The organism is Acidobacteriota bacterium, from assembly GCA_020853395.1.
Taxonomy (GTDB): domain Bacteria; phylum Acidobacteriota; class Vicinamibacteria; order Vicinamibacterales; family SCN-69-37; genus JADYYY01.
The window spans coordinates 73541-99044 of the sequence record JADYYY010000004.1 but is presented as its reverse complement, the minus strand read 5'-3'; the positions used below and the strand labels follow the sequence as shown (position 1 = coordinate 99044).

Here is a 25504-nt window from a genome sequence, read left to right as displayed (position 1 = left end):
GCGGGCGCAGCGTTCAGCAGGACACTTCAGCGCCGCGCCGCGCGTAGAACCACCAGCAGAGCACCAGGTTGCAGGCGTAGAACGCCGCGAGCACGTAGAACGCCTGGTTGACCGATCCGAACCTGCCGAGCGACCAGTTGAACAGCATCGGCAGCACGAACGATCCGTACGCCGCGATGGCGGCCGTCCACCCGAGCACGGGACCCGCTTCGTGTCGCGGGAAGATCACCGGAATCATCCGGAACGTCGACCCGTTGCCGACGCCAGCGGCGAAGAAGATCACCAGGATCAGTGCAAGAAAAGGACCGAACGTGTCGACCGTCGTCGGCGCCGTGAACCAGGTGACGCCGATCGAGCCGATCAGCAAAAGCACGCCGCACGCCATGGTGACGCGCGCACCGCCGATCTTGTCCGAGATCCAGCCGCCGGGCGGCCGGGTCGCCGATCCGATCAAAGCGCCGAGAAACGCGTACTGCAGCGGATCGGGCGCGCCCTCGAGCTTGCCGAAGACCTCCCGGATGAGCAGCGCGAACACCGCCGACATGCCCGAGAACGTGCCGAAGGTCATGATGTACAGCGACGTCATGATCCAGTTGTGCTTGCGCCGGAAGATCACGGCCTGCTGGGAGAACGACGCTTTCACGGGAATGGATCGCAGGCCGATCGCCGCCGCCACCGTGAAGAACACGACCGGCAGGACCCAGATGAACGCCGCGTTCTGAATCCAGAGCTGCGCGGTCTGCGTGCCCTTTGTCCAGGTCAGCGAATCGCCGCCGAGGTGCCCGAACATCGGCACCGTCATGACGAGCGGCGTGAGGAACTGCACGAGGCTGACGCCGAAGTTGCCGATGCCCGCCTGCACGCCGAGCGCCGTGCCCTGGCGCGAGCGCGGGAAGAACAGGCTCGTGCTCGACATGAACGCCGAGAAGTTGCCGCCTCCGAATCCCGCGGACACCGCCAGCAGCGCCAGCGTCCAGAACGGCGTGTTCGGGTTCTGCACCGCGAGCCCCACGCCAATCGACGGAATCAGGAGTGACGCCGTCGCCAGCGTGATGACCGCCCGCGAACCGAACATCTGGACGACGAACGAGTACGGGATTCGGAGCGTGGCGCCCATCAGCCCCGGCAGCGCCGCCAGCCAGAACCGCTGGCCGACCGTGAGCGGGAACCCCAGCTCCGGCAGCCTGACGACGAGCGCGCTCCACATGAACCAGGTGCTGAACGACAGCGTGAGCGCGCCCGTGGTGATCCACAGCGTTCGGCGCGCGAGGCGCGCGCCGCCAGCCTCCCATTGACGCGCGTCTTCAGGATTCCAGATCACCGGAGCATCGAGCGCGCGCGTCGTGGAGTTGGCCATGGGGAGGCTCCGTCAGTGAGCAGTCGGCCCGGCGGCGCGGCGGTACCAGCGAACCACCTGCGGTTTGCGCCAGAGGTACGGATTGGGCACGACCAGCGCGTGCACGAGCCGGGTGAACGGGAAGAACAGGATCAGCAGGAAGGCGTTGATGACGTGCAGCTTGATCGCGAGCGGGAACACGGCGACGGCGGTCAGATCCGGAGTGAGCCGAACCAGCGACCACAGGTAGGGCGTGAGGATCGACGCGAACCACGACGAGCCCCAGGGATGGACCACGGCCGTGTAGACCCCGGTCAGGACCTGCAGCGCGAGCAGCGCGAGCACGACCCAGTCGGCCTTCGACGTCACGACCCGCACCGGCGGCGACGTCCGGCGCCGGCGGATGATCATGACCAGGCCGGCCAGCGTCAGCAGGCCGAACGCCAGGCTCGTGACCTCGAGGACGTAGAGTCTGAGCGGCTGCCGGTTCCAGGCCAGCAGGGCCGACGGCGTGAGAAACGCGACGAGATGACCGGCCAGCACGACGAGGATGCCGTAGTGGAACGGCACCATGCCGTAGAAGTGCTGCCGGTTCTCGAGAAACTGGGACGACAAGCTGGAGTAGGTGAAGGGCTGGCCCCGATACCGCTGGATTGACGCCAGCGTGAACGTGAAGAGCGCGACGTACGGCAGGACGCCGAAGAGCACGCCGTCGAGATAGATCGCATCAAGCATGGCTGACCTCCGGTGAGCCCGGCGCGTAGGCCGTGAGGACCTGCCGGATCGCGTCCATGGCGGCGACGAACGGGCTGCCAGCTTCGCGGAGGCCCGTGAGCATCTTGTCGATCGCCGGGAGCAGCGCCTTGGACACGAGCGTCGCCGCCCGTCCCGGTTCAACCCGGATGACCAGCGCGAGCAGCGACCCGAGATGATCCGGCAGCTCGGTGCCCTCGGGAATCGCATGGGTGCGGAGCTCGTCGCGCATGTCGACGAGGAACGCTCCCCGTTCGTACTCTTCGCCGAAGAGATGCCAGCCGACCTCGAGCGCGCAGCTCGGCGTGAGGTCGAACGTCTGCGTGAACAGCTCCTGCAGTTCGCCGACCGACCGTCCGTCCAGCGCCGCGACGAACGCCTTCAGCTCCGACATCGTCTCGACGCCGAGCTGCCGTGCCAGCTCGGCGAACGCCCGCACGTCGTCGAGGTAGTCGTCGCCGGGGTAATGGAGGAGCCGTCCGGCCAGCACGATCGCGCCCGCGCGCACGCCGCTCATAGTCCCCTCCGCGGGCCGGAAAGGAAGCCGAAGCCTGCCGCCTGTTTGTGCTCGTGCGGATCCTTGAGCATCTCGATCGCCTGCTCGCGGTGCATCGGCGGGATGACGAAGCGGTCGTCGAACGTGCAGAGCGACGTCAGCCGGTAGATGGCTTCGGCCTCGTCGGGCGTGCAGTCGGCTTCCCGCAGCATGCGTTCGGCCGTCTCCATGGTGATGTCGCCGACCGTGACCGCGCGCCGGTACCAGCGCACGGCCTTCTGCTTGCGCAGGGCGTAGCGGACCTGGCCGTCGTGCCCCGCTCCGAACAGGTTGGCGAGGAACTTCATCGGCACGCGTGCGGAGTCGATGTCGTGGAAGAAGTCGCCCGGCACGTGCTCGACGACCCCGTTCGTGCGCTGGGCCATCACGGGTGACATCGGCGGAACGTAGAACAGCATCGGCAGCGTGCGGTACTCGATGTGCGGAGGCAGGGCCACGCGCCAGACCTTCACGAACTTGTAGACGGGCGACCGCTGGGCGGACTCGATGACGTCGTCCTGGATGCCGTTCGCGCGCGCGGCCGCGATGACCGCCGGGTCGAACGGGTCGAGGATCATCGACCGGTGCCCTTCGACCAGATCCTCCTCCTTCATGGACGCGATGGCCTCGATGCGCGAGGCGTCGTAGAGCAGCACGCCGAGGTACCGGATCCGGCCGACGCAGGAGTGGAAGCAGGCGGGCGCCTGGCCGGTCTCGAGCCTGGGGAAGCAGAGGATGCACTTCTCGGACTTGCCGGTCTGCCAGTTGTAGAACGTCTTCTTGTACGGGCAGGCGGAGATGCACGACCGCCAGCCACGGCACCGCGTCTGGTCGAGCAGCACGATGCCGTCCTCGCCGCGCTTGTACAGGGCGCCCGACGGGCACGAGGCCACGCACGACGGGTTCAGGCAGTGATTGCAGATGCGCGGAAAGTAGAAGAAGACCAGCCGCTCGATCGCGAACAGTTGTTGCCGCTGGTCGGGCGAGAGCCCGTCGAGGTTCCGATCGTGCTCGGCGTACACGTTCGATCCGCCGAGGTCGTCGTCCCAGTTCGGGCCGGCTTTGATGTCGATCGGCTGGCCCGTGACCATCGACACGGGGATGGCCGTGGGCTGATCGTCACCCTCGGGCGCGTTGAACAGGTGCTGGTAGTCGTACGTCCACGGCTCGTAGTAGTCGTCCATCGTCGGCATGTGCGGATGATGGAAGATGTTCGTGACCGTGCGGGCCTTGTCGGTGGAGCGGAGCTGCAGCTTGCCGTCGACCACGTGCCAGCCGCCCTGGTACGACTCCTGGTCCTCCCACCGCGTGGGGAACCCCGTGCCGGGCTTCGTCTCGACGTTGTTCCACCACATGTACTCGGTGCCCTTGCGATCGGTCCAGATGTTCTTGCACGCGATGCTGCAGGTGTGGCACCCGATGCACTTGTCGAGGTGGAACACCATGGCGATCTGAGAACGGACGTCCATCATCCACTCCTTCGCGGACTACCACTTCAATTCCGGCAGCTTCCTCACGAGCACGTGCGTGTCCCGGTTGCAGCCGAGCGGTCCCCAGTAGTTGAAGTGGTAGGTGAACTGCCCGTAGCCACCGCAGAGGAAGTTCGGCTTGAGACGCGTGCGCGTCAGGCTGTTGTGTCCGCCGGCGCGCCGGTTGCCGCGCAGCGGCGATTTCGGCACGCCGTAGGTGCGTTCCGGCGAGTGGTACTGGATGCAGACCCCGCGCGGAATGCGGGCGCTGACCGCCGCCCGCGTGACCACGACGCCGTGATCGTTGTGGACCTCGACCCAATCGTTGTCGTGAATCCCGATGTCGGTGGCGTCCTTGTCGTTCATCCAGAACGGCTCGCACCCGCGCGAGAGCGTCGTCATCCGCTGGTTGTCACCGTAGGTCGAGTGGATGTGCCACTTGCCGTGCGGGGTGAGGTAGTTGAGCATCAGCGTCGGCCCGACTTCCTGGCTGACCCGGATGTCGGCGTACTCCGCCGGCTTCGGCTTGGGCTTGTAGCACGGCAGGTGCTCGCCGTACTGCAGGTACATCGGGTGATCGAGATAGAAGTGCTGGCGGCCGGTCAGCGTCCGGAACGGGACGAGATGCTCGATGTTGTACGTGAACGGCGAGTACGCCCGCCCGTCGGTCACGAGCCCCGACCACATCGGACTGTTGACGAACCGAGTGGGTCGGGCCTGGAGCGTCTTGTAATCGACGCGCACCGAACGACTGCCCTGGACGAGGTGGGCCAGCGGCAGGCCGACCCGCTTCTCCATGTTGGTGTAGGAGCGATGGGCCAGCTCGCCGTTGGTGACCGTGGCGAACTCGAGGATGATGTTGCAGGTGTGTTCGTCGTCCGCCAGCGAGAGGAACTTGCGCCCGCCCCACGCGTAGGTCGGCAGGCGCTTCAGCGCGTCGTCGTAGACGTCCTGGATGGCGTAGCTCGTGCCGTGCGCGCTCAGCCCGCCTTCGCGCGCGAGCGGACCGAACGAGCAGTACTGATGGAAGACGTCGCGGTACGTCCGATCCACCACGCGCAGCATCGGCATCGTCTTGCCGGGAATCGCGTCGCACTCGCCCGCGCGCCAGTCGGCGAGCGTCACCTGCGCGACCTCCGCCGCCGAATCGTGGGCGAGCGGTGAGGCCATCAGGTCCTTGACGACCTCGGGGAAGTGCGCCGGCGCCAGCTCCGAGAACTTCCGGGCGAGCGCTTTGAAGATCTGCCAGTCCGACTTCGATTCCCAGGCGGGGGGCACCGCGGCCGACAGCGGGTGGATGAAGCTGTGCATGTCGGTCGAGTTCAGGTCGGCCTTCTCGTACCAGGTGGCCGCCGGCAGCACGATGTCGGAGTACAGCGCCGACGTGTCCATCCGGAAGTTCAGGTCGACGACGAGGTCCATCTTGCCGACGGGCATCGTCTCGTGCCACACCACTTCCTTGACCGAGTCCTTCGCCAGCTCCTCCGCGATCGCGTTCGAGTGCGTCCCGAGGTAATGGCGCAGGAAGTACTCGTGGCCCTTCGAGCTGGACATCAGCGCGTTGCCGCGCCAGATGAACCACACGCGCGGCCAGTTCTCGGCGGCGTCCGGATCGTCGACCGCGAACTTCAGCGCGCCGGACTTCAGATCGCCGACCACGCGGGAGACGATCTCGGCCGGCGTCGAGGCGCCCGCCGCTTCGGCGTCGCGCACGACGTCGAGCGGGCTCCGGTTGAACTGCGGATAGAAGGGCATCCAGCCGCTGCGCACCGCACGAGCCTGGATGTCGATCGTGTGTCCTTGGGCCAGCGATCCTTCTCGCTGCCGGCGCGGCACCGTGTGGTAGTCGGTGAAGTCCTTCTCGTACCGCCACTGATCGGTGTTCACGTAGTGCCAGCTCGGCGCGTTCTGCAGGCGAGCGGCCGGGTACCAGTCGCGGCCGAAGGCGATCGAGCTCCACGACTCACCCGGCGCCAGCTTCTCCTGGCCGACGTAGTGGGCGAGGCCGCCGCCGTTCACGCCCACGCACCCGCAGAACATCAGCGCGTGGATGCCGGCGCGATACATCAGGTTCGCGTGGTACCAGTGATTGACGCCGGCGCCGATGATGATGGTGCACTTGCCCTTGGTGTACTCGGCGGTCGTGGCCCATTCCCGCGCGAACCGGATCAGCGTCTCGCGGCCCATGCCGGTGTACTTCTCCGACCAGGCCGGCGTGTACGGCTGCGACTCGTCGTCGTAGTTGGCGGGGTACTGACCCGGCAGGCCGCGGTCGACGCCGTACTGCGCCATGAGCAGGTCGTAGACGGTGGTCACGAGCACGGTCGATCCGTCCGCGAGGGCGACGCGTTTGGCCGGCACGCCCCGGCGCAAGGCCGACGCCTCGGCGAAGTTGTCGAGCTCGACCTCGATGACGGCGTCGGACCCGCCGAGAAACGTCAGCGCCGGATCAATCGCCGAGCCGTCGACGCCGTCCTGCAGGACCAGGTTCCACTTGCCCTGTTCCTGGCCCCAGCGGTGCCCGACGCTGCCCATCGGCATCTTCGGCCGGCCGGCGGCGGCGTCCCACATGAGGAACTTCCAGTCCTTCTGCTCGACGTCCTTATACGCGTCCATCCGGCCGGCGCGCAGGTACTGACCGGGGCGATGGAGGCCGCCGCCGACCTCCTCCAGCTCCACGAGGATCGGCGCATCGGTGTAGCGCTTCGTGTAGTCGATGAAGTAGGGCACCTGCCGCTGGTGATGCCACTCGGTCAGCAGCACGTGATTGACCGCCATCCACCAGGCGCCGTCCTGGCCCGCGTTGACCGCGACCCATTCGTCGGCGTACTTCGCGACCTGGTTGAAGTCGGGGGAGAAGACCCACATCTTCGTCCCGTTGTGGCGCGCTTCGGCAGCGAAGTGGCAGTCCGGCGTGCGCGTCATGTTCAGGTTGGAGCCCATGACGGCCAGCATCTTCGCGTTGTACCAGTCGGCCGATTCGTTGACGTCCGTCTGCTCGCCCCACGTCTCGGGCGACGCCGTCGGCAGGTCGCAGTACCAGTCGTAGAACGAGAGCGAGAGCCCGCCGGTGAGCTGCAGGTACCGCGCGCCGGCGGCGTAGCTGATCATCGACATCGCCGGAATGGGCGAGAAGCCGGCCACACGATCGGGACCCCACTTCTTGATCGTGTAGATCTGGGCCGCCGTGATCAGCTCGAGCACCGTCTCCCAGTCCACGCGCCGAAAGCCGCCCTTGCCGCGCGCGCGCTGGAAACGCGCCCGCTTCACGGGATCCTCGACGATCTGGCGCCACGCCTCGACCGGGTCCGTCGTGCCGGCGCGCGCCTCGCGCCAGAGATCCAGCAGCGCACCCCGGCCGTACGGATACTTCACGCGCAGCGGGCTGTAGAGATACCAGGAGTACGAGATCCCCCGCTGACAACCCCGCGGCTCGTAGGGCGGCAGCGTCGACTCGAGCAGCGGGTAGTCGAGCGCCTGCATCTCCCAGGTGACGATGCCGTCCTTGACGAAGATCTGCCAGGAGCAGCCGCCGGTGCAGTTGACGCCGTGCGTGCTGCGCACGGACTTGTCGTGCTGCCACCGGTTCCGGTAGAACTCCTCCCAGCTCCGGAGCTCCGGTTTCGACTCGTCCTTGATCCAGGCGAGGACTTTCTCCGCACTCATCGTGTGCCTCCCGACGTCGCCGTCTCGACGAGCCGGCGGCGGACCGCGCGGAGCCGGCCGCGCCAGTGAAATGCGAACAGCACGAGCCCGGCGATCGCGCCCACGCTCCCTGCCGCGAGAAACGCGAGCGACGGCCCGCTCGGCGACGCCGGCCGCGTGGCGGCGTCCTCGAAGTACGCCAGGAGCGCTTCGATTTCCTCCGGCGTGAACGCGCGTGCGGCGAAGAGGGACCGCATCGTGGTCGTCGCCGGAGCCGACAGCCACATCCCGAGCGCCTTGCGCCCCTTCAGCCGGTCGTAGACGGTCGTGAGATCCGGACCGAGCCGGCCACCGCCCATGCCCTCACCCGCGCCGGCGTTGTGACAGGCCAGGCACGCCGGTCCGCCGTTCTGGAGGCGTTCCGTGCCGTTGAACAGGCGCCGGCCGTGCTCGACGTCGGCGGCCGTGAAGGCGCGATCGGTGACCGACGGCCCGGCTGGCGCCTGGCTGGCGCCTCCGGCAATCATGTCGACCAGCGCCTCCGCCATCTGCGGCGTCATGCCCGCAATCTGCGGCATCACCAGGCCACCGGCCGCGTCGACCATCGCCTTGGCCGCTGGATCGCCGGCGTCGACGACCGCCTTCGGGTTCTCGATGAAGCGGATGAGCCACGCGCGCTCGTGACGCTCCGTGGCACCTTTCAAGTCCGGTCCGACGAGCGCGCCGCCGCCGATGGTGTGGCAGGCCGCGCAGTTCTGCTGGAAGAACGTCGAGGCGGGAGGCATCTGCGCCGCGGCGCTGTGTGCCACGCCGAGCGCCAGTCCGGCAGCCAGCAACGCCCGCCACCGCCAGAGGATCGTCACGTGAGGTGCGGTCACTCGTCGCTCCTTCCGAAGGGCTGCGATCACCGCGCTCGCGTGCCGCGTGTCGCGAATCGCCAGCACTGTAGGATTCCCTGGCGCGCCGCGATATGACGCCTGTCATATGAATCGCGAATCGCCCGTGCGTTTGCGGCCGGCCGGAAGATTCCTCGGCGACGCCGGAGGATTCCTCGACGAATATGACGGCCGTCATAACGCCCGTGCCGGCTCGCCCGTACCCTTCGCCCATGCCCGTCATGCACATCGGCGACGGCTGGCCGGGACTGCCGTGAACACGAGCTCCTCGGACCAGACGGAGCTCGCACGCCGGACGCTCGGAGAGCTCGTCGCCCGCGATTTCCGCGCGGCGACCGTCTTCGAACAGTTGGGCTTCGACTACGAGCGGTCAGGGCACCAGACGCTGCAGGAGGCCGCCGCTGCCAGGGGTGTCGGCGTCGATACCGTGGTGCAGGCGCTCCAGTCGGCCGGCCTGCGTGCCACGGGACGCGCCGGCGAGGGGCTCGACGAGCTGATCCGGCACATCGTCGAGCGTCATCACCAGTACGTCCGCGAGAGCACGCCGCGCATCCGCGGCTGGCTCGACAGCCTCGTCGAACAGGAGATCGACGCGCACCCCGAGTTCGCCGACGTCCGCGAGATCTTCCGCAGTCTCAGCGACGCACTCGGACCGCACATGGTGAAGGAAGAGCACATCCTCTTTCCGTTCATCCACGAGATGGCGGCCGCAGCCCGGGCGGGCACCCGGCCGTCGGCCGGCCCCTTCGGCACGCTGCTCAACCCGATTCGCGTCATGGAGGCGGACCACTTCGAGGCGGAATCGCTCATGACGAAGCTGAGCGCGCTCACGCACGGGTACGCCGTGCCGGCGGGGGCGAGCCCGACGCACAGCCGCTGCTACGAGGAGCTCGCCCGCTTCGAGCAGGATCTCGTCCAGCACGTCCGGCTCGAGAACGACGTGCTGTTCCCTGGTGCGATCGCGCTCGAAGGTTTGGCGAACTGACGGTTCGCCGGGCGGCCGCCATTCGCACTATGATCGGCGGGCGTGCTGCGCCCAGAGCCGTCCGTTCTCGCCCAGATTCCGCTCTTCCGCCGGGTGTCGGCCGAGGATCGGGCCCGCGTCGCCGCGGTGTCGTTCGTCCGCAGCTACGAGCGCGGCGACGCCGTCTTCGAGGAGGGGGACGCCTCCGACTACTTCTTCATCGTCATCACGGGACGGGTGAAGGTGTTCAAGCACAGCATGTCGGGCAGCGACGTGATCCTCGAGATGTTCGGACCCGGAGGGCCGCTCGGCGCCGTCGCCGCGTACGAGTCCCGGCCGTACCCGGCCTCCGCGCAGGCCATCGAATCGACCAGTTGCCTGCTGATACCACGCCAGGACTTCTTCCGGCTGCTCGAGGATCACCCGTCGCTCGTGCGCGGCCTGCTGGGCAGCCTCTCGATGCGGCTCGTCGAGTTGACGACAAGGCTCACCGACCTCACCGGCGGCCGGGCTGAGTCTCGGTTCGCACGGCTATTCCTGAAGCTCGCCGATCAGCTCGGCCGCCAGCAGGACGGCGCGCTCTTCATCCCGCTGCCGCTGTCGCGGCAGGAGCTGGCGGACCTCACGGGGACGACCGTCGAGACGTGCATCCGCATCATGAGCCGCTGGGGCAAGGAAGACCTGCTGCGCACGGAGAAGGACGGGTTCGTGCTCGTGGACCGCGCGTCGCTCGAGAGCCTGGCGGCCGGCTAGGCGCTGGCGGCGGCACGGCGCGCCGCCGTGGATGACACACCACATGGCTGGATCCAAGGCATTCAAGCTCCTCGTCGCCACTGATGGGTCCGATCGTGCGCGCGGCGTCCTCGCGACCGCCGCGAACTTCCCGTGGCCGGCACGAACGCACGTGCGCGTGGTGGCGGCGCGGCGAACCGGCGCGGCGTACACGTCATCGATGCTGCTCGCCGCGCTCGATCGGAGCGCCGAGATCGCGGCCGAGAACGCCCGGCGGACGCTCGCTCGCCGCTGGCCCGACGTCGAGGCGGCTGTCGTCGACACGCTGCCCGTCGAGGGCATCCTCGACGAGGCCAAACGATTCGCGGCCGATGCGATCGTGCTCGGCTGGCGTGGCCACGGCGCGCTGCAGCGGTTGCTCATGGGCAGCGTCTCTCGCGGGGTCGTCCGAGGCGCCACGTGTCCGGTGCTCGTCGTCCGTCGTTCGACGCGCGTGCGGAGAATCGTCGTGGCGTTCGATGGATCCGCCATGGCGAAGCGCGCGCTGGCGTTCGTGGGGAGGCTGACGCCGCCCCCGCACGGGCGCGTCGTGCTCGCGCACGCCGTCGAGTTGATGCCCGTGCCGTCGCGGACGTTCGTGCCCGGTGCCCGCATCGTGGTGCGCGAAGTGAAACGCACGAACACCCGCCGAGGCAAGGCAGCACTGCGGGCGCTCGAACAGGCCGCCGCAGCGCTCGAGCGGGCCGGATGGCAGACGAGCACCGTGCTCACGAGCGGCGAGCCGCTGCGGGATCTGCTCCGCACCGTGGCCAGCACGCGGGCGCAACTGCTGGTGGTCGGCGCGCGGGGCACGAGCGGCGCGCGCTACCTGCTGCTCGGCAGCGTAGCGGAGGGAGCCCTCAATCGGTGCCCCGTTCCCGTCCTCGTCGCGCGATAGCGCGACGGGTGATCTCGTCGCGCGATAGCGCGACGAGCGATCCCATCGCGCGATAGCGCGACGCGCCAGCCGTTACCGGAGCACCCGGATGCCGATCTCGCGCACCTGCACGAGCGCCTTCGCGCCGCTGTGGATCTGGATGCCGAGCTTACCCGCGAGCGGGATCGCGGGATCGGTTTCGCGGTAGTCCGTTCCCATCACGCCGTTGATCCAGGTCGTCATGCGCGGACCGTCGGCACGGATGATGTACTCGTTCCAGTCCTGCCGGCGGATGACGGGCCCGAGCGCGTCCATGTTGGACGGCGACAGCACGCGGTTGCGCCGCGATTCGTCGTAGAGGGCGCCCCACCAGTTCGGATCGCCGAAATCGCACTGGAAGCCGATCATCTCGGTCGACCCCGGCTGCCGCTGCGAGCGGATCTGGAAGCCGGAGTTCACGAACCCTTCGGTGCCGGTGAGCTTGATCTGGAAGCGGAGCACGAAATCCGAGAACTCGCGCGTCGAGGCGAGGAAGTAGTTCACGTCGACCGTTCTCGTGAGCGACCCGCCGGTCAGCGCGCCGTCCTGCACACGCCAGATGGCTGCGTCGCCTTCCCAGCCGGTGAGCGTCCGGCCGTCGAAGAGCGGCGTGAGCGTGCCGAGCGCCGGTGGCGGCTCGCCCTGGCTCGCGCTCAGCCGTCCGACGCCGCCGGCGATCACGAGCGCCAGCGCCGACGCGATGAGCAGGGCACGCACGCGAACGCGATACTCACGCATCGTCACCTCCAGCGGTGCCGGACAGCTTACCCCGACAAACACGACCGGCGTGGCGCGATGCACGCGCCACGCCGTCGGAACGACCGGAGCCCGAGTGCGTCAGGCCTTGGAGAGGATCCACTCCACGAGCGCCTTCAGGTCGGCGTCGTTGATCTTGTCGGGAGGGTTCGGAGGCATCGGAATCGCGCCGTAGACGCCCGTGCCGCCCTTGCGGATCTTGTCGGGAAGCGTCGCCGGTGCCGTCTTGTCTCCCTTGTGCTTCTTCGCGACCTCGAGATAGGACGGGCCGACCAGCTTCTTGTCGACGCTGTGGCAGATCGTGCAGCCGGCCTTGGTCAAGATCGCCGTCGCCTGCGCGTCGGTAATCGGCGCGGCCGCCGCGGACGACGCCAAGGCGAGCGCCCCGGCCATGGTGAATGCGAACATCCGAACTCTCATCGTCTTCTCCTTGTCGCCAGCCGTCCACGCGACCGGGCGCCCTTGCCTTGGGTGGGGCGCGATACCCATCGCCCGATCATACCGTGCGCGCCGGCACGTCGAACAAGGTCAGGAACGGTCGCCTATCCACGATGCCATCGGCGGCCGCGACGGCCGTATGATGGCCGTCATACGACGCGCGGCGTTCCTGCCGCCGCTCAGTCGCCGAGCAGTTGGAGGCCGAAGGCTTTCTCGATCTGCTCGAGATCCCGGCGCTCGTGAGGGTCGGCCAGCGTCAGCGCGTGCCCGGTCGCGTCGTAGCGCCCGGTCCGGCCGACGCGATGGACGTAGCTGTCGAGCCCGTGCGGCACCTCGTAGTTGACGATGAGCCCCACGTTGTCGATGTCGAGGCCGCGCGCGGCGACGTCGGTCGCCACGAGCACCCTCGTGCGGCCCGCCCGGAAGCTCTCGATGACCGCCGTCCGATCCTTCTGCGACCGATCGGCGTGAATGGCGGCCGCGCGCAGGCCGTACGACGCGAGCTGGCGCGCCAGCCGGTCGCAGCCGATCTTCGTGTTCACGAAGACGATCGCCGGCTCGTGCGCCCGCCGCAGGTAGCGCGCGAGGAACTCGGTCTTCTCCCGCGACGGCAGCACGCGCGCCTCGTGCGAGATGTTCTGCGCGGGCCCGCGGCGCGACCCGACCTGGAGGAACACGGCGCCTGGCGCGAGCGCGTCGGCGAACTGCATCACCTCGGCCGGCATCGTCGCGGAGAAGAGCAGCGTCTGCCGCGACGAGGATGGCGGCAGCGCCTCGGCGATCCGCCGCACATCCGGCCAGAAGCCCATGTCCATCATGCGGTCGGCTTCGTCGAGCACGAACATCTCGAGCTTCGAGAAGTCGCCGACGTGGCTGCGCATGTGATCGAGCAGCCGGCCTGGCGTCGCGATCACGACGTCTACGCCCGCCTTGAGCGCCCGCTCCTGCGGCTCGATCGGCACGCCGCCGTAGACCGCCACGCTCGTGATCGGCGAGTGATACGCAAACCCCTGCAGCTCGTCGTCGATCTGCGTGACCAGCTCGCGCGTCGGCGCGAGGACGAGCGCTCGCGTGACGCCCTGCGGCGTGGGGTGACCCTCGCGATGCTCGCGCAGCAAGCGAGCCAGCATCGGCAGCAGATAGGCCGCCGTCTTGCCCGTGCCGGTCTCGGCGCAGCCGATCACGTCGCGGCCGGCGATGGCGTAGGGCAGCACCGCGCTCTGCACGGGCGTCGTGCGCTCGAAGCCGCGCTGGTCGAGCGCGTCGAGCAGGCCGGGTTCGTCGAGCAGTGAGGAGAACGGGACGGGGGCGGGGTCGAACGAAGCGGACTCTCTGGCGGGAAGCGACGTCGTCTGAGCGGGCGCCTGAGGCCGTGGAGTCTTGGGGCCCCCGCCGCCGCGGCGTCGCCGCCGGCCGCCGGGAGGTGTGGGAGTGTGGGTACCGGTATTCAAAGGGAAGTAGCTATCGAGCGCGGAATGTGATGATGCCCCGAACCGGGTCATAGGGCGAGACGCCCACCGTGACCCGATCGCCCGGAACGACCTTGATTCTGAAGCGGCGCATCCGGCCGCTCAACTGCGCAAGCACCTCGTGACCGGAGTCGACCTGCACGCGATACAAGCCGCCGCTGTGGACGGCCACCACCGTGCCCTGGACGTCTATGAGGTCATCCTTGCTCAAGCCCTTGAACCCGCCAGCAGAAACGATTCCGCTTCATTGCGGAATCTAAATCTGCTGTCCTCTCATCCTATACAGCATAGCAGGTCCGGCCGGGCCTCAGAGCGCCCGGACGGCCGCTTCTACCCGGCGTGCCTCCGCGGCGTAGTCGTCGCCGGAGAGGGGCATGGCCGCGCCGAAGGCGATGCGCACCGGCCCGCGGCGGGGGAATCGCATCTTCTGGTGCAGCACGTTCTCCAGGCCTTCGATTCGAACCGGCACGACCGGCACGCCGAGCCGGACGGCGATCATGCCGACGCCGGGCATGAAGCGGCCGATCTCGCCCGACTGGGTCCGCTTGCCTTCGGGAAAGATGAGGATCGAGTAACCGTCGGCCACGATCTCGCCGATGTACCGCAAAGTCTGGCGCGTGCCGGCCTCGCGCTGCGGCAGCGGAAACGCGTTGAAGAACTCGCAGGAGAGGTAGTAGTTCAGGCTGTTCGTGAACCACTCGCGCCGCGAGTACTGGCCGGGGTTGAAGTGCGCCTTGAAGAACTCCTTGGCCATCGCCGGCGCGACGCGATACCGCCAGCGCGGCGGCAGCGCCAGCAGGATCGCCGGCGTGTCCATGTGGCTCTGATGGTTGGCGGCGAAGATGACCGGACCTCGCAGCGCGGCGAGGTGCTCGAGACCCTCGACCTTCATCTGCATGAAGATCCGTCCGAGCGGCAGGATCCACGTCGGCAGGCTGAGCCGGCGGAGCAGCCACGCGGGCCGGCTGCGGTTCCAGGACGGAAAGGCGATGGACGTCGACGGCGGGGCCGCCTGCGTGCCTGCCTCGGACGTGCGCGCCTCGAGCGATGCGCCGGGCACCGGCGCGTCGCTCTTCACGACGGCTTCGATCGATCCGACGGTCTTCGATCCGGCGAGCGCTCCCTCGTCGAGCGTGGTCTGAAACGCTTCCTCGAGCGCCATCATCAGCTCCACGCGGTCGAGCGAGCTCAGCCCCAGTTCCTCCAGCGTGGTCTCGGCGCGAACCTCGCGGCCCGGTGCGAACCGCTTGACGACGTCCGCAACCGTCCTCGCTTCGGCGGCCGAAGCCGGGACGAGCCCGCGCTCACCGGCCGCCCATCGCTGGATCTCGCGGCGCTTCAGCTTCTGCGTCCCTTCGGTCCGCGGCAGCGCCGGGCCCGGCCAGATCGACCAGCTCCAGACGCGCTGATGGTCCTCGAGGCCGGCGTTCGCGTCGCGTACGATCCGCTCGGGCGAGGCGCCGGGCGCCAGCACCAACACGGCGTGGATCCGTTCCTCGCCGCCGGCGCGCACGCCGACCGCCGCGGCATCGCTCACCTGCGGCAGCGCGCGCAGCGCGCGCTCGACGTCCTCGGGGAAGACGTTGAGCCCCTGCGCCGTGACGATCATCTCCTTCTTGCGACCCTTGATCACCAGCCGGCCCGCCGCATCCAGCTCGCCGATGTCGCCGGTGTGGAACCAGCCGTCCTCGAACGGCGATTCGGTCGCGCCGCCTGCGGCTCCGCCGTCGGGCGAGTGTTCCGGAACGTAGTACCCGGACGTGACGTTTTCGCCGCGGACGAGGATCTCGCCGTCCGGCGCGATCTTCACGTCGACGCCGGCGATCGGCGTCCCGACGGTGCCCTGCGATGCGCGGAACGGGTGGTTGAGCGTGACGATGGGCGCCGTCTCGGTGAGACCGTAGCCTTGGACGACCAGGAAGCCGAGCTTGCGCCAGAAGGCCTCGAGGTCGGGCGGTAACGGCGCCGCGCCGCAGACGATGCACCAGAACTTGAAGCCGAAGAGGCGATGGACGTCGCGGTACTGCCACCAGCGCCACAGCCAGTGTTTGCCTTGCAGCGTGTCGGCCGCCGCGGCGTTCGGGAACTCCCGCTCGACGTGCGCGCGCAGCACCTCCAGCACCTTCGGCACGCACACGAGCACCGAGACGCGCCGCGATCCGATCTGGCGAAGGATCTCTGCGGGGCTGAACCCGTGCGAGAAGACGACGGTGCCCGAGAGCATGGGCGGCACGAACGTGGCCATCGCCTGGCCGAACATGTGGCTGAGCGGCAGCAGGTTCAGGAAGCGGATCGGATGGAAGGGCCGCGCGTAGCGCAGGTACTTCCGAACCTCGCGCTCGATCGGCACGATGTTGGCGAGCACGTTGCGGTGCGTGATGGTCACGCCCTTCGGATCGGCGGTGGCGCCGGAGGTGAAGATGATCTCCGCCAGCGTCGTGCCGGTGATCGTGCGCGAGACCGCGGCGGACTCCGGCGCCGGTGCGACGCCGGGTTCGAGCGCGACGTCGCGGAGATTCCAGACGATGCCGGTGACGGGCTCGTTCAGCGTGACCTCGTCGCCGACGAGCACGACCTTCGACTGCACGATGCCGCTGATCCTGGCGACGAGCTGGGCGGACGCGCGATAGTCCACCGGCACCGCGACCGCGCCGGTGAGCAGGCACGCCCACAGCGCCGCGACCCACTCGCCGCGATTCTCCGCCCAGATGACGACCTTGTCGCCGGGCTCGATCCTCTCGGCGCGGAGCCTGGCGGCGAACCGCCGCGCCGCGTCCGCCAGATCCCGGTAGCTCACTTCTCGCACCCGGTAGCCGTCGTCGTGGACGATGAACGTATCGGAACGGCGGGAGAAGTCCTCGAAGAAGTCGAGGAGCGTGTCACGCGGCATGGCGGCTCGCGCGGGCGTCATCGGATCGAGATCCCGGCCGAGAGCACGCGCACGCGCGCGCGCTGCCGGCCGGGATACGCGTCCGTCGGGGTCTCCGGCCGCGTCTGGTAGAAGCGCAAGTCGAAGCAGAAGGCCACGTGGCGCGTCGCGAACCAGCGCGCGCCGGCGCCCATGTTGATCGTCATCCGCGTGGGCGGTGGGGCATCCGGAGCCTGCTCGGTGTCGTAGGTGTTCAGCGTCAACGGCCCCATGCCGGCGCTGACGTAGCTCCAGCCGTCACGGTGTCCGAAGTTGAGCGACACGGTGCCGGCAAGGCCCCGCATTCGTTGCGTGATCGGAGCACCGAGCGGCGCGCCGGTCTCCTCGTCGTTCTGCTGCGCGCGGGCGCGGGCGATGACGCCCTCGCCGCCGAGGCCGAGCGCCATCGAGCGGCCGCGCCAGACGAACAGGTGCACGCCGGCGATGCCGCCGAGCGCGCGGTTCGGCAGCTCCGCGGTGGTGACCGGCGGCGTGAGCTGATCGGCCGTGACCGGATCGCGGCTGAGGCCGCTGAAGAACCCCCGGACGTCCACGACTGCGATCGGCAGCGATTTCGGCAGTTGGGCGTGAGCCGGCACGGCCACGGCAAGCGCCGCCGCCGCCGCGAGGACGCACGTCTTCATCCGGTCGTCAGAGTACAACAGCGCGCGGCTTTGTGATGTACTTCGCGCATGGAGGTCATCATCCGTCCGACCGCTGATGCGGCAGCGGGGCTCGTCGCTCGCCTGATCGGCGCCGAGATCACCCGCCGGCCGGCGCTCGTCCTCGGCCTCGCGACCGGCCGCACCATGGAGCGCGTCTACGAGCGGCTCGTCGAGATGCACGAGCAGGAGGACCTCGATTTCGCCCGCTGCTGCACGTTCAACCTCGACGAGTACGTCGGCCTCGCCCCCGACGACGTGCACTCGTACCGGACGTACATGGACGAGCACTTCTTCAATCGCGTGAACATCGATCGGCGCAACACGCACCTGCCGAACGGCCTGGCCGCGGATCTCGACGTGGAGTGCCGGGCGTACGAGGCGAGCATCCGCGCCGCGGGCGGCGTCGATCTGCAGCTCCTGGGCATCGGGCGCTCGGGACACATCGGGTTCAACGAGCCGCTGTCGGCGCTGCGGTCGCGGACGCGCGTCAAAGCGCTCACCCGCGCGACGATCGAACAGAACGCCCCGGCGTTCGGCGACGCGTCGCTCGTACCGACGCGCGCCATCACGATGGGCGTCGGCACGATCATGGACGCGAGGCGCGTGCTGCTGCTCGCCACCGGCGCCGAGAAAGCCCGCATCGTCGCGACGGCCGTCGAGGGGCCCATTACCGCGATGATCTCCGCGACGGCACTGCAGCTCCACGAGCGGTGCACGGTGATCGTGGACGAGGACGCCGCCGCCGAGCTCCAGGGCGCGGACTACTACCGTTGGATCTTCAACAGCGAGCCGGAGTGGGAGATGTACAGAGAAGAAGATCCCTGAACATCGGGATATCGGGATATCGGGATATCTGAGCATCTGGGGACATCGGAACATCCGGGTATCTGAGCATCTGGGGATTTGGAGACCTGGATGTTCGCGGCGGGCTATTGGGCCTTCGCGACGTGCCGCGCGCGGCGGACAGCATCGACGCGGCATTCCACGTCTTGAAGAGCTCGCGGGAGATGGCGGTCGAGGCGAGCGCGGGCTCAACCTCCAGCAGGCGATCGACGCGTCGCGCGTCTGCCGTCGCTCCTGCTCATCGAGAAAGCCTCTGGTCAGGTTGCTGACCGGCCAGTCGCAAACCCGTCCTGACGTCCAATCACGCTTGCCGCTGGCGTATGTACTTCACGTCCTCGAACATGGTGCCCCGCGTTGATCTTGGGGCGACGTTCCGTGCCGATCGCTATCCGTCGCGTAGAACGCGGGCCGGGTCCAGCCGGGCGGCCCGTTGGGCGGGCGCCCAGGCAGCCAGGCAGCCGACGACGACGAGGACGGCCGCGGCGCCGGCAAACGTGGCCGTGTCGCGCGCGGGGAGATGAAAGAGCATCGACTCGATATACTGCGCGGCCCACAAGCCGGCCGTGAGGCCGAGCGCCAGCCCCGCGGCGAGCAGGATGCCGACACGCCGGAACACGAGCCGCACGATGCTGGACGGCACGGCGCCGAGCGCCATGCGCAGCCCGATCTCCGTTCGTCGCGCGCGCACGGCGTGCGCGACGATGCCGTAGAGGCCGACGCCGGCCAGGAGCAGCGCCAGCGTCCCGAAGAATGCCGAGAGCATGGCGACGAGCCGCTCCTGCGTGCGCGTCGCGCCGACGAGCTGATCGAACGTTCGGAACGTGAACGTGACCGACGGATCGACCTGCGTCAGCGCGCCGGCGACGTCGCGCTCGAGCGCTGCGCGCTGGCCAGGCGTCGCGGCCGCCACCGTCAGCGCGACACGGCGCGGGAACGGCGGACGCTGCGCGAGCGCGAGGTACATGGTCGGCACCATGCCCTCTCGCGGCCTGCGATACACGGCGTCGGCCACGACGCCGACGATCTCGAACCGCCAGTCGGGGCCCGTGTTGATCGACTGCCCGAGGGGTGGCCGGCCTGGCAGGAACCGGCGCACGAAGCTCTCGTTGACGACGGCCACCAGCGTGGCGCCACGACGATCGCCGGCGTCGAAATCGCGGCCGCTCAGCAACGGGATGCCCATCGTCGCGAACCAGCCCGGCGTCACGGCGTTGTGCCACACCATGAAGCTGCGATCGGACGGCGGCGCGGCCGAGTCGCCGACCCAGTTGTTCCAGCCGGCGCCGCTGATCGGCGTCAGTTGCGCGGCGGCTGCCGATCGCACCCCAGGCACGCCCGTCGCCGCATCCAGCATCCGCATGACGAGCGCGCCACGCTCCTCCGGCGGCACGCTGCTCTGGCTTAGGTTGGCGTCCACGATCAGCAGCGGTTCCGGGGTGAAACCGAGCGGCACGCGGCTGAGCGTCGTGAAGGTGCGCAGGAACAGGCCGGCCGCCACGACGAGGACGAGCGACAAGGCGACTTGCGCGACGACCAGCGCGCCGCGCAGGGCGAACCGGCGATCGCCGGCGATCCCCCGGCCGGTGTCCTTGAACGCCTCGGCCGGCGCCACGCTCTTCAGCCCGACCACGGGCGCAACGCCGGCAACGACGGCCGAGAGACAGGCGGCCGCCGCCGTGAACGTCAGGACCCGCCAGTCGAGCGCCAGATCGAGGACGATCGCGCCTTGCCAGGTGCTCAACTGCTGCACGAGCAGCGCGCTGCTCCACTTGGCGAACACCAAGCCGACCGCGGCGCCGCTCGTCGCCACCAGCAGGCTCTCGATGAACAGCAGACGAGCGACGTGCCAGCGTGTCGCGCCCAGGGCCAACCGCACGCTCAGCTCTCGGCGCCGCACCAACGCGCGCGCCAGCAGCAGGCTGGCGATGTTGGCGCACGCGATGAGCAGCACCAGGCCGACGGCAACCATCATGGCGAACAGCGGCGTCTCGAACCGCTGGCGCAACTCGGACTTGCCGGTGGCTGCCGGCACGAGCGTGAAGGGCTCGTCGAGATAGCGCGCGCGCATCGCCTCGGGCCAGTCGGGGATTGTTGCCGCGCGGATCCGCGGCTGCACGCCTCTGAGGGCCGCGTTCGCCTGCTCGAGGCTCTGGTCCGGCTTCAAGCGCGCGATGATCTCGACCCACCAGGTCGATCGCTCCGTCAACCAGTTGGCGCCGCTGTGCAGGATCGGCTGGACCGCGAACGGCACCATCAGGTCCGCGGTTCGGCCTACGTCGAGGCCGGCGAACCCCGCCGGCATGACGCCCACCACCGTGAACGGGATCTGCTGCAACGTGAGCGTGCGGCCGATGACGTCCGCCGCGCCGGCGAAGTGTCGCTGCCAGAAGCGATGGCTGATGACGACGACGGGCCCGTTCGGCGCGGCCGGATCTTCGTCGGTCGTGGTGAGCATGCGGCCGCGTACGGCGGTCACTCCAAGGACGTCGAAGAAACGGCCGCTGACGTACGCGCCGTCGACGAGATCCGTCTGGCCGCCCTGCGAGAGGTCGAAGGTTTCCTCTGCCCACGCGACGGTCCCGTCGAAGAGCGCGTCGCCGATGCGCCGGGCCTCCTCCCAGATGGGATACGTCCACGACCCGCCAGCGAGCAGCGCCAGGCCACCCGGATCGCGCACTGGCAGCGGGCGCAGGATCAGGCTGTTGAAGATCGAGAAGAGCGCCGAGTTGGCGCCGATGCCGAGGGCGAGCGTCCCGATGGCGATCAGCGCGAACACCGGGCTCTTGCGCAGCCCTCGAATCGCCGTTCGAATGTCGTGGCGCAGGCAATCCAGTGTGCGGAGGGCCCACACGTCGCGGGCATCGTCGACCGCCAGCGATACGTTGCCGAGCGCCCGCCGGCTCGCCCGGGCGGCGTCGGCCGGCGCGAGGCCGTCGCGCTCGAGTGCCTCCTGACGCAGCGCGCGATGCACCTCGATCTCGTCACGCAGGTCTGCGTCGTGCTGAGGACGCCGGAGGACGTAGAGCAGACGGCGGAGCAACGCGATCATGAATCGATGACTTCCTCGCTGAGGATTCGGGCCCGGTGCTCAGGGCGTCCCGAGCCACGCAGCAGCGTCGAACGCGGAAGAGCACCTCGCCATTGCCGGTCCCAGGCTCGCCACGACCACCGCCGCTAGCCGGCGACCGAATGACGAGCGGCAGCGCGCACGGCCTATGGCATCGCCAGCACGCGTTGGATGGCGCCGACCATGCGCTCGAATTCGGCGCGTTCAGCGGCGAGTTGCCTGCGCCCGGCGGCGGTCAGCGTGTAATACCGCGCCCGGCGGTTGTTGTCCGACGTCCCCCATGCGGCCTTCACCCATCCCTCGAGCAGGAGCCGCTGGAGCGCCGGATACAGCGCGCTTTCGCCCACGCGCAGCACGTCGTCCGTCGCCAGACGCAGATGCTCGACGATGCCGTAGCCGTGTTTGGCGCCGCCGAGGAGCGTCTTCAGGATCAGGAGCTCGAGCGTACCGGGCAGCAGGTCGGACGGCGTGTTGGTGAGACCCATCAGTTCCTGATGGGAATCTACGGGAAGACGTAACGGCTGTCAACTACCATCAATGGCTGAGGGGGGCAGAGACCCGGTCGAGAGCGTCACGGCGTGGTCCATCACGTCGCCCCCCCAGCGCGCACCGCCATGGCGATGCCAGGTCGCCGCTGCCATCGGCGAATGGCGGGCCAGGGTAGGCCCTTGCCGAAGTCAGGCCATCGCTGTATAGTACATACATGAAGAAATCGGCGGCGGTCGATCTCGCCACGCTGATGCACGCCGCGGCCTCCGCGCAGGACGACGTCGAAACGAAGCTGGGCGCGATCGGCCTGTCATGGGCGAAGTTGGCGGCGCTGAAAGCGCTGTCGGACGCTGGTGCGTCGTTGCCCTTGACCCAGCTCGCCGACCGTCTGTCGTGCGTGAAGTCGAACATCACGCAGCTCGTCGACCGGCTCGAGGCCGACGGGTTCGTCGAACGGCAGGCGAACCCGAGCGACCGCCGCGCCCGCCTGGCCACGTTGACGGCGGCCGGCCAGAAAGCCTGCCGCGAGGGGTCGCGGGTGCTGGAGGCGGCGGAGCGGAGTCTGCTGGGGACGCTGAGCGCTTCGGAGTCGCGGCAGCTCGCCGAGCTGCTCGCGAAGATTCAACGTCGGTGAGTTCGTGTGACATGTAGTTCAGTAGTGAACAGTCTATAGATAAAGAGGTGACGTGATGGATATCGGAATCCTGCTGTTGAGACTGACCGTCGGGCTCGTCCTCGCTGCGCACGGAAGCCAGAAGGTCTTTGGATGGTTCGGCGGGCACGGGCTCGACGGCACCGGGCAGTTCATGGAGATGCTCGGCTTCCGTCCGGGCCGTCGTCACGCGCTCGTCGCGGGCCTCGTCGAACTGACGGGCGGGCTGCTCCTGGCGGTCGGATTCCTGACGCCGCTCGGTGCCGCGCTGACCGCGTCGGTCATGGTGGTGGCCGCCGCAACGGTCCATGCGAAGAGCTTCTTCGTCACGAGCGGCGGCTTCGAGTTCAATCTGCTGATCGGCGTCGCCGCCCTGGCCGTCGCATTCACCGGTCCCGGCGCGCTGTCGCTCGACGCGGTCGTTGGCTACACGCTGGCCGGCGGCGCGTGGGGAGCCGGTGCCGCCGCCGTGGCGGTGCTGGGCGCGATCGCGCAACTGGCGCGCCGGCAACGCGTCGCCGCGGCGGCGTAGCGTCCTCGCGGGAACGCGGCGAATGCCCTGAATCGGCATGCGCACGGAACGGCGCGAACGGAAGAAGGCTGGTCAGGCCAGGTATCGGCGACGACACACGGCGGCGTGGCATCGGACTTCGGCGGGACCGACGTCATGCCACGCGCTGTCCGCTTCAGGCGGCCGGCCGCCCATCAGGCGTCCGGCCGCGCGTCGGGCCCGTGCGAAGCCTCGACGAACCTCTGGAGGTGCTGTCGCGCAACCCCACGTGACGTTCAGCTCTCGCGGACCTGTCCAATCTCAGGCGGCAGCCGCACATGGAGCCGGCTACTGCAGCCACGCCAGCAACGCGGCCTTGTCGATCGACTCGAGCAGCCGCGCGTTGGCCGTGCACCCGCCGACGTGGAGCACCGCTCGATCCGGAATCAGGCACGGCTCGAAGTGCGTAATGGTCAGCACCTGCGGCGCCGATCGCGGGAGCGCCGGGTTGAAGAGTTTCCAGTTCGGGCGCACGAGCGGGTCGCAACCCGAGGCCGGCGCACGACGGAAACGCGCGAGAGACACCGGCTCGCGGCTGGCGTAACAGGCGGGCGCCGCCTTGTCGGCCGCTGAGAGTCCGGCGGCCGTCGTCCTGACGTCGGCGAGGTCCTGCTCGCTCTTCGACACCACCGCCTTGGCGCTCGCGATTTGCGGCAGCAGCGTGTCGGCCTGCGTGTCCTTCGCGGCTTCCGCCTTCGTCATCTTCTCCATGAACGCCGGATCCTTCTGCAGCGGCGCGATCTTCCGGTACTGCGCCAGGCGCTCTTCGCGCTTCTTCGGATCCTTCATCTCGTCGTACGCCGCCTGAAGCCGGGCCGCCGCGCCGCGCTCGTCCACCAGCCGGCGATCGATGCCGCGCGCCACGAGCTCCAGCGTCTCGGCAAACGTCACCGAGGTCCAGATTGGTGCGGCGTTCTTCTTGATCACGAGCGTCTCGCCGTAGCGCGAGAAGCCGAGCACGTCTGGCTGCGGCGCGGCGAGCCGCGCAACATCGACATCGAGCTGCTCGAACTCCGGCACACGACTGCCGGAGGACGCGAACAACGGCTGCGACAACTGGTTGACGAAGAACAGGAGCTGCGCGGTTTCCCCGGTGTCGTCGCGCTTGGCAGCGGCGCCGCTGCCGAATTCCATCACCGGATAGGCGCCGAAGTTCAGCCACGCCGGCAACGGCCGCACCGTGAGAGCCGGCTCTCCTGCGCCCGACGATGAGGGGGCCGCCTCCGGCTCGAGGGCGCCCGCCGTTTCCACGCTGAAGCCAATCGGGTTCGTGAACCCGACGGTCTTCTTGATGATCGCGTTCAGCGCGAGCAACTGCGCCTCGAGCTCCTTGACGTCGGCCGGCCGCGCGCCGAGCATGCGCCGGTCATCCGGATAGGCGATGAACTTCCACGGCTTCCAGGTGCCCGGCGAATCCGGCAGATAGCGATACTGCGCGACGAGCACTGCGGAAGCCCACGTGGCGAGCAGGAAGGCGGCGACGAGAGTGTGGCGCACGATGCTGACTCCTCGGGCAGGCGGCGAACGCGGGTGCCCGGGCGAGACCCTATCAGAGTGCGACCGGAATCGAGAATCACTGCTCGTCAGCGCCGGCGGCCGGGACCGACACGCGGCGAAGGCGAACAACCGGAGAGGCCAACGCGTTGCGCCCGACGCTCCACGGCCGCAGGAGATACTGAGGACGATGCCTCGGCGCGTTCTCCACGTCGTCAGCAACGTCGCGCACTACGCCGATCCCACCCAGCCCACCGGCCTGTGGCTGTCGGAATTGACGCATGCGTACGACGTCTTTGCCGCGAAGGGATACGAGCAGCGCATCGTCAGCCCGAAAGGTGGTGTGTCGCCGCTGGAGCCGCGCGCGCTCAGGTGGCCGCTCATGGACGCATCGGCGAGGAGGTGGTTGGCAGATACGTCCCGTTCCGCGTTGCTGTCGGCGACAGCCCGGCCGGGCGAGATCGACCCGGCGCACTACGATGCGATCTACTTCACTGGCGGCCACGCCGTGATGTGGGACTTTCCCAACGACGAAGGGCTCCAGGAAACCACGCGCGCCATCTACGAGCGCGGTGGCATCGTGTCTTCGGTCTGCCACGGTTACTGCGGCCTGCTGAACACGCGGCTCTCGGACGGCACGCTGCTCGTGGCCGGCAAGCGGATCACCGGTTTCTCCTGGCGGGAAGAAGTGCTCGCGGGTGTGGCCAGGAAGATGCCGTACAACGCCGAGGCCGAGATGAAGCGGCGCGGGGCGCGTTACGAGAAGGCCTTCCTGCCTTTCATGTCCTATGTCGTCGTCGATGGCCGGTTGGTGACCGGCCAGAACCCTTGGTCCGCCAGGGCGACTGCCGAGAAGGTCGCGGCGCTGCTCTGAACGCTGACGACGGA

The 25504-nt window shown here is 68.7% G+C and carries 22 protein-coding genes; 7 read left to right on the top strand and 15 right to left on the bottom strand.

Features of this window, described 5'->3' with window-relative positions; genetic code table 11:
• Positions 1 to 13: 13 nt before the first annotated feature.
• The 6 genes from IT184_03980 to IT184_03955 are packed head-to-tail and all read right to left on the bottom strand — an operon-like array spanning position 14 to position 8616.
• Complete coding sequence (locus IT184_03980; GenBank protein ID MCC7007953.1) at positions 14 to 1357, bottom strand: NarK/NasA family nitrate transporter; 1344 nt, start codon at positions 1355 to 1357, stop codon at positions 14 to 16.
• A 12-nt stretch (positions 1358 to 1369) separates the two neighbouring features.
• A complete protein-coding gene (gene narI, locus IT184_03975; GenBank protein ID MCC7007952.1) occupies positions 1370 to 2071 on the bottom strand; it encodes a respiratory nitrate reductase subunit gamma in 702 nt (233 codons plus the stop codon).
• Positions 2064 to 2606: a nitrate reductase molybdenum cofactor assembly chaperone gene (narJ, locus tag IT184_03970; GenBank protein ID MCC7007951.1), complete on the bottom strand. Its 543-nt coding sequence runs from the start codon at positions 2604 to 2606 to the stop codon at positions 2064 to 2066. Before narJ ends, narI begins: the two co-directional genes overlap by 8 nt.
• Positions 2603 to 4093, bottom strand: a complete 1491-nt coding sequence (gene narH / locus IT184_03965) for a nitrate reductase subunit beta (GenBank protein ID MCC7007950.1) — start codon at positions 4091 to 4093, stop codon at positions 2603 to 2605. Before narH ends, narJ begins: the two co-directional genes overlap by 4 nt.
• 18 nt (positions 4094 to 4111) lie before the next feature.
• The gene (locus IT184_03960) at positions 4112 to 7759 is read right to left on the bottom strand and encodes a nitrate reductase subunit alpha (GenBank protein MCC7007949.1); all 3648 of its coding nucleotides are present in this window, start codon (positions 7757 to 7759) and stop codon (positions 4112 to 4114) included.
• A complete protein-coding gene (locus tag IT184_03955; GenBank protein ID MCC7007948.1) occupies positions 7756 to 8616 on the bottom strand; it encodes a cytochrome c in 861 nt (286 codons plus the stop codon). Before IT184_03955 ends, IT184_03960 begins: the two co-directional genes overlap by 4 nt.
• 271 nt (positions 8617 to 8887) lie before the next feature.
• On the opposite strand from IT184_03955, the gene IT184_03950 reads away from it, so the two are divergent.
• From IT184_03950 to IT184_03940, 3 genes are read left to right on the top strand one after another with little or no spacing between them, the layout of a single operon-like run.
• The gene (locus IT184_03950) at positions 8888 to 9619 is read left to right on the top strand and encodes a DUF542 domain-containing protein (protein ID MCC7007947.1); all 732 of its coding nucleotides are present in this window, start codon (positions 8888 to 8890) and stop codon (positions 9617 to 9619) included.
• Positions 9620 to 9661: 42 nt separating this feature from the next.
• Positions 9662 to 10351: a Crp/Fnr family transcriptional regulator gene (locus IT184_03945; GenBank protein MCC7007946.1), complete on the top strand. Its 690-nt coding sequence runs from the start codon at positions 9662 to 9664 to the stop codon at positions 10349 to 10351.
• A 43-nt stretch (positions 10352 to 10394) separates the two neighbouring features.
• On the top strand, positions 10395 to 11267 hold the full coding sequence (locus IT184_03940; protein MCC7007945.1) for a universal stress protein: 873 nt from the start codon (positions 10395 to 10397) through the stop codon (positions 11265 to 11267).
• A 72-nt stretch (positions 11268 to 11339) separates the two neighbouring features.
• Here the strand turns inward: IT184_03940 and IT184_03935 are convergent, their stop codons facing one another.
• The 6 genes from IT184_03935 to IT184_03910 all read right to left on the bottom strand — a co-directional run bounded on the left by IT184_03935 (position 11340) and on the right by IT184_03910 (position 17500).
• On the bottom strand, positions 11340 to 12023 hold the full coding sequence (locus tag IT184_03935) for a DUF1080 domain-containing protein (protein MCC7007944.1): 684 nt from the start codon (positions 12021 to 12023) through the stop codon (positions 11340 to 11342).
• Between the two features lie 99 nt (positions 12024 to 12122).
• Positions 12123 to 12449 (bottom strand): c-type cytochrome, encoded by a 327-nt coding sequence (locus tag IT184_03930; GenBank protein ID MCC7007943.1) that lies wholly within the window; start codon positions 12447 to 12449, stop codon positions 12123 to 12125.
• Positions 12450 to 12658: 209 nt separating this feature from the next.
• Positions 12659 to 13705, bottom strand: coding sequence for a DEAD/DEAH box helicase (locus IT184_03925; protein MCC7007942.1), 1047 nt, complete (start codon positions 13703 to 13705; stop codon positions 12659 to 12661).
• A 235-nt stretch (positions 13706 to 13940) separates the two neighbouring features.
• Positions 13941 to 14159 (bottom strand): translation initiation factor IF-1, encoded by a 219-nt coding sequence (gene infA / locus IT184_03920; GenBank protein MCC7007941.1) that lies wholly within the window; start codon positions 14157 to 14159, stop codon positions 13941 to 13943.
• A 96-nt stretch (positions 14160 to 14255) separates the two neighbouring features.
• Positions 14256 to 16838: an AMP-binding protein gene (locus IT184_03915; protein ID MCC7007940.1), complete on the bottom strand. Its 2583-nt coding sequence runs from the start codon at positions 16836 to 16838 to the stop codon at positions 14256 to 14258.
• A gap of 17 nt (positions 16839 to 16855) precedes the next feature.
• Positions 16856 to 17500: a hypothetical protein gene (locus IT184_03910; GenBank protein MCC7007939.1), complete on the bottom strand. Its 645-nt coding sequence runs from the start codon at positions 17498 to 17500 to the stop codon at positions 16856 to 16858.
• A 48-nt stretch (positions 17501 to 17548) separates the two neighbouring features.
• Between IT184_03910 and nagB the strand changes: the two genes are divergently transcribed.
• Positions 17549 to 18346, top strand: coding sequence for a glucosamine-6-phosphate deaminase (gene nagB, locus IT184_03905; GenBank protein MCC7007938.1), 798 nt, complete (start codon positions 17549 to 17551; stop codon positions 18344 to 18346).
• A 403-nt stretch (positions 18347 to 18749) separates the two neighbouring features.
• Here the strand turns inward: nagB and IT184_03900 are convergent, their stop codons facing one another.
• Positions 18750 to 21413, bottom strand: a complete 2664-nt coding sequence (locus IT184_03900; GenBank protein MCC7007937.1) for an ABC transporter permease — start codon at positions 21411 to 21413, stop codon at positions 18750 to 18752.
• A 164-nt stretch (positions 21414 to 21577) separates the two neighbouring features.
• Positions 21578 to 21916 (bottom strand): PadR family transcriptional regulator, encoded by a 339-nt coding sequence (locus IT184_03895; GenBank protein ID MCC7007936.1) that lies wholly within the window; start codon positions 21914 to 21916, stop codon positions 21578 to 21580.
• Positions 21917 to 22134: 218 nt separating this feature from the next.
• On the opposite strand from IT184_03895, the gene IT184_03890 reads away from it, so the two are divergent.
• Positions 22135 to 22554, top strand: coding sequence for a MarR family transcriptional regulator (locus IT184_03890; GenBank protein ID MCC7007935.1), 420 nt, complete (start codon positions 22135 to 22137; stop codon positions 22552 to 22554).
• Positions 22555 to 22609: 55 nt separating this feature from the next.
• Complete coding sequence (locus tag IT184_03885; GenBank protein ID MCC7007934.1) at positions 22610 to 23104, top strand: DoxX family protein; 495 nt, start codon at positions 22610 to 22612, stop codon at positions 23102 to 23104.
• 306 nt (positions 23105 to 23410) lie between these two features.
• Here IT184_03885 and IT184_03880 read toward each other — a convergent pair whose 3' ends face one another.
• Positions 23411 to 24619, bottom strand: coding sequence for a hypothetical protein (locus IT184_03880; protein ID MCC7007933.1), 1209 nt, complete (start codon positions 24617 to 24619; stop codon positions 23411 to 23413).
• Positions 24620 to 24806: 187 nt separating this feature from the next.
• Here IT184_03880 and IT184_03875 point away from each other — a divergent pair, with 187 nt between their 5' ends.
• Entirely contained in the window at positions 24807 to 25490 is a 684-nt protein-coding gene (locus IT184_03875; protein ID MCC7007932.1) for a type 1 glutamine amidotransferase domain-containing protein, read from the top strand.
• Positions 25491 to 25504: the final 14 nt, after the last annotated feature.

Coding starts and splice junctions, on each gene's coding strand:
- IT184_03930 (MCC7007943.1), bottom strand. CDS start 12,449: ATGTTCGCATTCACCATGGCCGGGGCGCTCGCCTTGGCGTCGTCCGCG.
- IT184_03895 (MCC7007936.1), bottom strand. CDS start 21,916: ATGGGTCTCACCAACACGCCGTCCGACCTGCTGCCCGGTACGCTCGAG.
- IT184_03960 (MCC7007949.1), bottom strand. CDS start 7,759: ATGAGTGCGGAGAAAGTCCTCGCCTGGATCAAGGACGAGTCGAAACCG.
- IT184_03900 (MCC7007937.1), bottom strand. CDS start 21,413: ATGATCGCGTTGCTCCGCCGTCTGCTCTACGTCCTCCGGCGTCCTCAG.
- narI (MCC7007952.1), bottom strand. CDS start 2,071: ATGCTTGATGCGATCTATCTCGACGGCGTGCTCTTCGGCGTCCTGCCG.
- IT184_03885 (MCC7007934.1), top strand. CDS start 22,610: ATGGATATCGGAATCCTGCTGTTGAGACTGACCGTCGGGCTCGTCCTC.
- narJ (MCC7007951.1), bottom strand. CDS start 2,606: ATGAGCGGCGTGCGCGCGGGCGCGATCGTGCTGGCCGGACGGCTCCTC.
- IT184_03875 (MCC7007932.1), top strand. CDS start 24,807: ATGCCTCGGCGCGTTCTCCACGTCGTCAGCAACGTCGCGCACTACGCC.
- IT184_03910 (MCC7007939.1), bottom strand. CDS start 17,500: ATGAAGACGTGCGTCCTCGCGGCGGCGGCGGCGCTTGCCGTGGCCGTG.
- nagB (MCC7007938.1), top strand. CDS start 17,549: ATGGAGGTCATCATCCGTCCGACCGCTGATGCGGCAGCGGGGCTCGTC.
- IT184_03915 (MCC7007940.1), bottom strand. CDS start 16,838: ATGCCGCGTGACACGCTCCTCGACTTCTTCGAGGACTTCTCCCGCCGT.
- IT184_03980 (MCC7007953.1), bottom strand. CDS start 1,357: ATGGCCAACTCCACGACGCGCGCGCTCGATGCTCCGGTGATCTGGAAT.
- narH (MCC7007950.1), bottom strand. CDS start 4,093: ATGGACGTCCGTTCTCAGATCGCCATGGTGTTCCACCTCGACAAGTGC.
- IT184_03890 (MCC7007935.1), top strand. CDS start 22,135: ATGAAGAAATCGGCGGCGGTCGATCTCGCCACGCTGATGCACGCCGCG.
- IT184_03935 (MCC7007944.1), bottom strand. CDS start 12,023: ATGCGTGAGTATCGCGTTCGCGTGCGTGCCCTGCTCATCGCGTCGGCG.
- IT184_03940 (MCC7007945.1), top strand. CDS start 10,395: ATGGCTGGATCCAAGGCATTCAAGCTCCTCGTCGCCACTGATGGGTCC.